Origin of the sequence: Janthinobacterium sp. TND4EL3 (assembly GCF_900156175.1) — a bacterium.
Lineage (GTDB): Bacteria > Pseudomonadota > Gammaproteobacteria > Burkholderiales > Burkholderiaceae_D > Janthinobacterium.
The window spans coordinates 1-8,493 of record NZ_FTMV01000050.1 but is presented as its reverse complement, the minus strand read 5'-3'; the positions used below and the strand labels follow the sequence as shown (position 1 = coordinate 8,493).

Sequence of the window (8,493 nt, the reverse complement as noted above, 5' to 3'; positions counted from 1 at the left end):
ATCGAGTTTGTGGACACAATCGATTTGTGTCTCAACCTCAAATCATGCTGGCAGGAGTAGTCGAGGTAAAGACGGCGCTGGCTTTACGCTTACGCTGGAACTGACGCGCGAAGGCAAGCTGGCGCTCGATTACGCCACGCATTTATTGAATACGGCGAGCAACACTTTTGCCGATATCCAGCGTGCCATCGGCAGCGGCCGGCACCGCATCCGCATCGGCGCGATACCGTCGGCGATGGCCATGACGGCGGCCGTGGTGGCGCGCTACAGCGAACAGCATGGCGATGAGGTGGAAATCGTCCTGTCGGACATGCCCAACGACGGCTTGCTGCACGCGCTGCACTCGGGCCAGCTGGACTTTTGCGTGGGCATTGAGGTGCCCGGTTCCGTCTCGCTGGAAAGCGTGGGCCTGTTCGAGGACGAGCTGGTGCTGGTGACGGCGGGACGCCATGCGCTGGCGCCGCTCAAGGAAGTGCGCTGGGAGCAGCTGGCGGGCCAGGAAATCGTCGTGTTTACCAAGGGCAGCATCTGGGAGTTCGCCTCGAGCGCCCTGCGCCAGCATGGCCTGAGCCCCTCGAACCTGTACCAGATGATACACAGCGAGTCGCTGTATGGCGTGGTGCGCGCCGGCATCGCCGTGGGCATCATGCCCAGCCTGTACACGACTTTCCTCAACGACGAAGACCTGCACGTGGCGCCCCTGCGCCAGCCCACCTGCAAGCGCAAGATCGCCTTGATGCGGCGCAATGAAATCAGCCGCAACCACCATGTGGACGACTGTTTTTCAGCGCTGCGGCAGGATTTGCAGCAGGTCGACCAGTGGTTTTAAGTGCAACCTCAGGCAGGTGCTTTCAGCAGGTTCGCCAAGGCAACATATTGCTCCAGGCCCACCGTTTCCGGACGCAGGGTCGGGTCGATGCCGGCCGCCTTGATCTGCTCTTCCGTAAACATGCCGGCCAGGCAGTTGCGGATCACCTTGCGGCGCTGCGAAAACGCCTTCATGACCACCGCTTCCAGCGTGGCCTGGTCGCAGGCCAGGCGCTCGGCCACGGGGATCATGCGCACGATCGCCGATTCCACCTTCGGCGGCGGATCGAAGGCCGTCGGCGGCACGATGAACAGCAAGGACATGTCATAGCGCCATTGCAGCATCACGGACAGGCGGCCATACGCCTTGCTGCCCGGTTCGGCCACCATGCGCTCGACGACTTCCTTCTGCAGCATGAAATGCTGGTCCTGCACCAGCGGCGCGAAGTCCGCCAGGTGGAACAGCAGCGGGCTGGAAATGTTGTACGGCAAATTGCCCACGATACGCAGCTTCTGGCCGGCCGGCACGGGGATTTGCGCGAAATCAAACTTCAGCGCGTCGCCCGAGTGGATCGTCAGCTTGGCCGGATTGAAGGTCTTTTCCAGGCGCACGATCAGGTCGCGGTCCAGTTCCACCACGTGCATCTGCTTCAGGTGACGCAGCAGCTGCTCCGTCATGGCGCCCAGGCCGGGGCCGATCTCGACCATGGCATCGTCGGCCTGCGGCGCGATGGCGGCCGTGATGTCGTCGAGGACGAAGCGGTCATGCAGGAAGTTCTGGCCAAAGCGTTTACGGGCAACGTGTTTCATATTCTGTTTTTCTATTCTAGAGGCGGTGTAGCGGGGTAAGACCGGCGGGTATCAGGCGCGGGTGCTGGCGCGCAGCATGTCGAGCGCCGTTTGCAGGGCTTGCTCCATGCTGTGGCAATCGGCCAGGCCCAGCCCTTGCGCGGCCAGGTCCAGCGCCGTGCCGTGGTCGACCGAGGTGCGGATCAGCGGCAAGCCCAGGGTGATATTGATGCCGCGCCCGAAGGTCGCGTATTTCAGCACGGGCAAGCCCTGGTCGTGGTACATGGCCAGCACGCAGTCGGCATCGGCCAGGTACTTGTGCTGGAACAAGGTGTCGGCCGGGTACGGTCCGCGCGCATCGATGCCGCGCGCTTGCGCCGCTGCGATGGCCGGGGCGATGACATCGATTTCCTCGCGTCCCAGATAGCCGCCCTCGCCCGCGTGCGGGTTCAGGCCGGTGACCAGGATGCGCGGCGCGGCGATGCCGAATTTCTGTTGCAGATCAAGCTGCATGATATCGAGCGTGACGGCCAGGCTGTCCATCGTGATGGCAGCGGATACGTCCTTCAAGGGCAGGTGCGTGGTGGCCAGCGCCACGCGCAGGGTCGGCTCGCCGTGGCCCGGTTCGCCGGCCAGCATCATCACCACTTGCGGCGTGCCGGTCTTTTCCGCCAGGTATTCCGTATGGCCGGAAAAGGCCACGCCCGCGTCGTTGATCGTGCTTTTTTGCAAGGGGGCCGTGACCATGGCGCCGAACCAGCCGGCCGCGATGCCTTCCACAGCCGCGTCCAGGGTAGCGAGCACGGCGCGGCCATTTTCCTTGTCGAGCACGCCAGGAATGACATTGTTGACGGTAGGAATGTCGATCACGGCCAGGCGGCCGGGACCGAAATGGGGCAAGCCGCTGTTGCGCACGGCTTGCAGCGACAGCGCCGCCAGGCGGATGTCCGGATCGATCAGGCTGGCCGTGAGCGCCAGGAAGGCGGCGTCGCCCAGCAGGATGCAGTTGACTTCATTGCGCATGGCCCAGGCCGCGCGTATGGAGATTTCCGGGCCGACACCGGCCGGTTCGCCGCAGGTAATGGCGATGGCCGGGCGGCGTGCAAGGGGCAAGTTACTCATGCGCAATTCTTCAGCAGCATTACTGGTCGTCCGGACGGAACTCGACGTAGGCACGGTCGCGCACTTCGCGTGCCCAGTTTTCCGTCGCTTCTTCCAGTTTGCGTTCGCGCAAGGCATTGCGCGCGGCATTGCGCTGCTTCTCTTTCGAGACATCGTCGCTCTTGCGCTCCAACACTTCGATCAGGTGGAAACCGAAGCTCGATTCGATCGGCTGGCTCACTTCGCCTGGTTTCAGCGCATTCATCGCCGTCTCGAATTCCGGCACGGTGTCGCCCGGATACAACCAGCCCAGGTCGCCGCCCTTGGCCGCCGAGCCGTCGTTCGAGAACAAGCGGGCCAGGTCTTCAAACTTGGCCGCCTTGTTATCGAGGCGCTCTTTCAGTTCCAGCAGTTTGCGCTTGGCTTCGGCCGCCGACAGGGTCGGCGTCACTTTCAGCAGGATGTGGCGCGCATGCGTCTGCTGCACGGCAGCCACGGCTTGCGCCTCGGCCGCGCTGCGGCGGTCCACCAGCTTCAGGATATGGAAGCCCGTGTTGCTCTTGATGATGGGCGTGATCTGGCCCGGCTTCAATTTCAGCAATTGCTCCGTGAACAGGGGTGGCAGGCGGTCGCTCTGGCGCCAGCCGATATCGCCGCCGCTCAGCGCATCGCTGGCGTCGGAATAGGTGGCGGCCATCTTGGCGAAGTCGGCACCCGTGCGCAGTTGGCGGCTGACTTCTTCGGCACGCGCGCGGCGCGCGGCGATCTGTTCGGGGCTGGAGTTTTCCGGAATGCGCACGAGAATCTGCGCCAGGTTCAGCTCCACCTGTTCGCTGGCCGCCGCTTTTTCCGCTTCCAGGAAGTTATCCACTTCAGAATCGGAAATCTGGATCTTGGCGTCGACTTCGTGTTCGCGCAGGCGCTGCATGATGATTTCATCGCGGATTTCTTCGCGGAAGGCCGCAAACGGCGTGCCTTCTTTTTCCATCTGGTTGCGCAGCTCTTGCACCGTCATCTTTTGCTGTTCAGCAATACGGCCAATCGCGCGGTCCAGGGTCAGGTCGTCGACGCGCACGCCCATTTCCTTGGCCAGTTGCATTTGCGCGCGCTCAACGATCATGCGTTCGAGCAATTGACGGCGCAGGTCGGCAGGGTCGGGCAGCGGGATATTCTGCGCCTTCATGCGCTGCTCCACGCTCTTGATGCGGGCCGCCACTTCGTTGCGCGTGATCACATCGTCATTGACGACGACGGCGATGGAGTCGATGGTCTGGCCGCTGCTCGACGCGGGGGGCGTGAAGCCCTTGACCGGCGCTGGAGCAGCGGCAGCGGGCTTGGCTACAGGCGCTGGCGCAGCCTGTTGCGCCCAGACACTACTGGTCGTGGCGCCGGAAATAGCGCATAACAAGACCGTTGCAATTTTGAGTTGGTGCATACTGGCATTACGCATAATGTGTAGAGCGCTCATGAGTTCAGGTGAATAAAAAAACCGGTTTGTGCCAGCGCCGGGAACACCGGCGGCGGCAACGGTGCCTATCTTAACGGAGTGGCTGGCTCAATGCCTGATAACCAGGGATGGTTTTTGTAAAAGTTTCCAGGCCATTCGCGCCCAAGCCCAGGCCATTCGACAAGCCCGTCAGCTCCAGCTGGAAGAAGATCGGCGTCGAGGCATCCTTGCCCGACGTCACGAAGCGCTGCGCGCCCATGCGGAACACCCAGCAATCTCCCTTGTATTCCAGGCCGATCAGGCTATCGACCAGGCGGCGGTCCAGCAAGGAATAACTGATGCGGCCCACGCCATACAGGCGGTCTGTCAGCGGCCATTGCGTCGACACTTCCGCATTGCGCAAACTACCACGCTGGAAACGATTACTAAAATTCAATACTTTCTTCGCACCGGGCTGATATTGCATGGTGTACTGGTAGCTCATCAACCTGCGATCGCTGGGATTGTACTGTACCAGGCTGTCGACGGTCCAAGTCTCCGACACGCGGCCCGTTGCCGCCAGCAGGATATCCGACCGCGACTGGTTGACGGGCGTGCTCGAATCGAGCTGCACGCGCTGGTCGGCAAAATAAAAGCGCTGGCCGAAGGTCAGGCGCATGCGTTCGGCACCATCGGGTTGCAGGAAACGCGACACGACGGCTGCCGTGACCTGGTTGGCGTCACCGATGCGGTCGCTGCCGACGAAACGGTTTTCCGTGAAGATCTGCGTCAGGTTGAACGTGCCCACCGCCGTATCGAAGTTCGGGAATTGCGACTGGTCACGGTATGGCGTGTAGACGTAGAACAGGCGCGGCTCCAGCGTCTGCGTGCCGCCCTTGGCGCCAAACAGGTTCGTATCGCGTTCGAATACCAGGCCGCTGTCAACCGAGAAGGTGGGCACGGCGCGGGTAAACGAGGTATCGGGGAACTGCGCCTTGGTCGTGGCGTTGTTATCAAGCTGATATGCGCTGGCGTTCAGCATCAGCTTGGGCGTGATGAAGAAGCCAGGATGAACAATCGGGAAACTCAGCTGCGGCCTGGCCACCAGGCGCGAACCCTGTACCAGGGTCGGGTGCACGAAACGCGTCGCTTCCGCATCGAAGGTCCAGTCGAAACCGCCCCATACGTCATATTTGCCCGCGTGGAAATTCACCGCCGGCAAACGGTCATACGGGCGCGACACGGTCAGGCTGGGGTCGGTGACGGCATCGGGATCCTGCAACACCTGGTAATTCTGCACGCGCGCCGTCAGGCTCCAGTCCTCGGTGCGGTAATCAGTACGCAACTCGCGCAGCAACTGGCGCTCGGTGGCCGACGCCACGTTCTTTGAAAAATCGTTGGGGTAGTTATTATCGGAGGCGTCGCGCACATCCCAGCCGTAGGTCCAGCCCGGGGCCAGGGCCTGCTCATGCTTGGACTTGATCAGGTAGCGGTTGGTCTTGGTCTGCTTGTCATTCGGCAAGAACTCGAACGATGTTTCGCCGCTGTACAAGCCGCCATCCGTCTCGCCCATGTAGCGACCCGTGGCGCCCAGCTGGATGCCGCGCCGCTGTATGTATTTCGGGTACAGGGTCAGGTCGCGGTTCGGCGCGATATTCACGTAATACGGTACCGTCAGCTCAAAGCCATTCTTCGAGGCAAAACCCGGCGTGGGCGCCAGCCAGCCCGAGCGGCGCGCGCCCGACAATGAAAACGAGATGCCGGGGGTGCCAAGGATGGGCACGCCCTTGAAATAAATGATGGTCTTGCTGCCCGTGCCCACGTCGCGCCCCGTGTCCAGGTTCAGGGTGCTCGACTTCAGGTACCAGTCCGGGTTCGGGCCTTCGCAAGTACTGTAGGTGCCGTCGATCACATTGGCTTCGTCGGGATTGATGAAGTCGACGCGCTCGGCCTTGCCCTGGCCATGGCCCACTTCAAAGCGGTAGGTGGGGTTGAGCAGGAAACCCTTGCCCGTTTCCATGTTCAGTTTCAGCACGTCGCCCGTGTAGTAATCGCCGAAACGCCACATCTTGATATGGCCGTCCGCATCGAATTCATCCTCAACTTGTTTGTAACAAGCTGTATCGGACGTCATTTTTGTGGTTTTTCCGCGCTCGATCACGACATTCCTGTCGAGATTGATCTCCCGTTCCGGCCGGCCATGCATGCTTTCCGCCGTCATGACGGTGGGCGCGTCCGGATCCTCGACATGCACGGGACGCGGCGCCTTCTGGGCGTGAACGGGCACCGCCGTGGCGGCGACAAGCGCGCTGATGGCGAAAGCCCAGCGCTGCGAAGGGGGGGAGGCCGAAAACCAGCTCATGAATTGGAAGGGGCAAGCACCATTGACAGGCGATTTTTTGATTGTAGGGTAGGAAGACTCCATTACTGGAGTCCTCCCCCCTAGGAACCGGGCTTGCGACTTTCGCCGCACACGGCTCGGGCTTAATAAAAAGTTCCTATACAGGAACCGGCTTTGTTACTTTCAATCCAAGGCTATGAACCTGAGAATGGCAATTTGGGTGCAATAATACCCGATTTCCCAGCGCATCGGACCCGCCCGCTACCCTATACTGCATATGGTGGTCGTGCCAGCCGGTGTCAAAGTCCATCGCATACCCGCACAGCGCGCACTTTCCGTCCTGATCCACGTACAGCCGTATCCACTCCTTTCGGTAGCGCATGTTTTTCACCATGCGCTCCATCCGAAGCGTCTCACCGTACATCTCCCATGACGGATCATAAGGGTTGAATGCTCCCTTGATCTTGATGTGACGCTCAATGGCCGTTCCCGCAAGCGAGTACAGTTCCATTGTTGCCTTATTGCCGAACTCAGTATCAATTTGACATGCAAATACCCAATGCCGATTGCCGACGGTACGCCAATACTTTTTGCGTATCCAATCTGCGCTCTTGGTCGGGTGCCTGCGTTTTGCCCATCGCATGAGTCGCCAGAACAGCAGCGACTCCAGACGAGAGAACGTTTGCTTTGCTACAACAGGCGAGTGGTACTGCGCCCACCCGCGTAGCATGGGGTTCAGCAGGCGTATCAAATTCTCCTGCGTTGCGCCCAAATTGTCACTGATTGCCGTTCCCAGCTTTTTATAAAACGCCTTGACGTTTTTCTTACTTGGCTTGATGAGCAACTTTCCTGTGTATTTGCGGAAGTTCCATCCCAGGAAATCAAACCCTTCATCGACATGCACGATCTTGGTCTTCGCCTTTGCAAGCCTCAGACCTCTGATGGCGAGAAAATTCTCCACCCACGGTTTGATTTCGTCTTCCAGCAGCTCTCGTGAAGCCCCTGTAATGACAAAATCATCCGCGTACCGTATGACGCCGACCTTGAGTTTCTTGGCCTTGGCTACTCCCCATTTTGCATCGAGATGCGCAACAAGTTCCGCTTCCAACCCATTCAGTGTCCAATTTGCAAGTGCGGGGCTGATGATGCCACCCTGCGGAGTTCCGGCAGTTGTCGCCAGCAATTGCTTACCGTCCACTACACCGGACTTCAGCCATTTAGTCAGTATCGACTTGTCCATGCGGACGTTGTCGATCATCCATTGGTGGCTGATGTTATCGAAGAACCCTTCGATGTCCGCATCCAATACCCATTCAGCTGAACCCTTGCGGGAGAGTCTGACGAATATCTGGGACATCGCATCGGCAGTTGCACGATTTTTCCTGAACCCATACGAGTTCTGATCGCTCACTGTTTCCAGGACCGGATCGAGCGCCAGCAGGTGTAGCGCCTGCATGGCCCGGTCCTTCATAGTTGGAATGCCCAAAGGGCGTAACGTTCCATTGGTCTTGGGAATATTAACCCTCCGGAGGGGCAGGGGTCGATACCGGGATTTTCCGAGGTTGGCAATTGCCGCATGTTTCAGTTGCGGGGTCTCCCATAGCTGCCGGTCGACACCCGATGTTCGCTTGCCTTGGTTTTCGGTCACGCGTTTGATTGCCGCTGCTTTGGCACAAAACGAATGGGTCAGCCACCGTTGCAGAGCTTTCACTCGGCGCCAGTCACTGTCCGACGTAGCCTTCGCTAGACGATGCTGCATGACTCTCACATTCTTCTGAACTTTGCGCCAGTCGATGGCGCTCCACTCAGCAGGAATGTGCGAGGACGCAGAACCGAAATTTTCTTCAGTTACTCTCATTGCTGTACCTCGTTGGTTGACACCTATCGAGGACGCAAGTCACCCCGAAGGGATGAACTGCGTCCCTTCGAGGCGTTATTTGTCAAGACCCGCTTGATTATAAACACGCTTAACGAATAATTCCGGCTTTTTCGCCTGCCATTTCTTCATCGCCTGAATCGGCGTTTCGTT

At 59.8% G+C, this 8,493-nt stretch carries 6 protein-coding genes; 1 reads left to right on the top strand and 5 read right to left on the bottom strand.

All coding sequences use genetic code 11. The annotated features are described in order from the left end of the window. Positions 1-829, top strand: an 829-nt coding sequence (locus BXA07_RS29335) for a LysR family transcriptional regulator substrate-binding protein (RefSeq protein WP_244556457.1), incomplete at its 5' end; no start/stop codon positions are given. Positions 830-837: 8 nt separating this feature from the next. Here the strand turns inward: BXA07_RS29335 and rsmA are convergent. The 5 genes from rsmA to ltrA all read right to left on the bottom strand — a co-directional run bounded on the left by rsmA (position 838) and on the right by ltrA (position 8,322). Then, on the bottom strand, positions 838-1,617 hold the full coding sequence (gene rsmA / locus BXA07_RS29330; protein WP_076573213.1) for a 16S rRNA (adenine(1518)-N(6)/adenine(1519)-N(6))-dimethyltransferase RsmA: 780 nt from the start codon (positions 1,615-1,617) through the stop codon (positions 838-840). A gap of 51 nt (positions 1,618-1,668) precedes the next feature. Continuing rightward, the gene (pdxA, locus tag BXA07_RS29325) at positions 1,669-2,718 is read right to left on the bottom strand and encodes a 4-hydroxythreonine-4-phosphate dehydrogenase PdxA (protein WP_076573212.1); all 1,050 of its coding nucleotides are present in this window, start codon (positions 2,716-2,718) and stop codon (positions 1,669-1,671) included. Positions 2,719-2,737: 19 nt separating this feature from the next. Next, positions 2,738-4,132, bottom strand: coding sequence for a peptidylprolyl isomerase (locus BXA07_RS29320; RefSeq protein WP_244556456.1), 1,395 nt, complete (start codon positions 4,130-4,132; stop codon positions 2,738-2,740). A 103-nt stretch (positions 4,133-4,235) separates the two neighbouring features. Next, positions 4,236-6,485 (bottom strand): LPS-assembly protein LptD, encoded by a 2,250-nt coding sequence (locus tag BXA07_RS29315; protein WP_076573210.1) that lies wholly within the window; start codon positions 6,483-6,485, stop codon positions 4,236-4,238. Between the two features lie 136 nt (positions 6,486-6,621). Beyond that, positions 6,622-8,322 carry a group II intron reverse transcriptase/maturase gene (ltrA, locus tag BXA07_RS29310; RefSeq protein WP_070220576.1) on the bottom strand — a complete coding sequence of 567 codons (1,701 nt, stop codon included), beginning with the start codon at positions 8,320-8,322 and terminating at the stop codon, positions 6,622-6,624. Positions 8,323-8,493 lie beyond the last annotated feature (171 nt).

Bases quoted from the DNA above. Each gene is read 5' to 3' on its own strand.
- BXA07_RS29315 (WP_076573210.1), bottom strand. From the start codon at position 6,485: ATGAGCTGGTTTTCGGCCTCCCCCCCTTCGCAGCGCTGGGCTTTCGCC.
- BXA07_RS29320 (WP_244556456.1), bottom strand. From the start codon at position 4,132: ATGCACCAACTCAAAATTGCAACGGTCTTGTTATGCGCTATTTCCGGC.
- rsmA (WP_076573213.1), bottom strand. From the start codon at position 1,617: ATGAAACACGTTGCCCGTAAACGCTTTGGCCAGAACTTCCTGCATGAC.
- pdxA (WP_076573212.1), bottom strand. From the start codon at position 2,718: ATGAGTAACTTGCCCCTTGCACGCCGCCCGGCCATCGCCATTACCTGC.
- ltrA (WP_070220576.1), bottom strand. From the start codon at position 8,322: ATGAGAGTAACTGAAGAAAATTTCGGTTCTGCGTCCTCGCACATTCCT.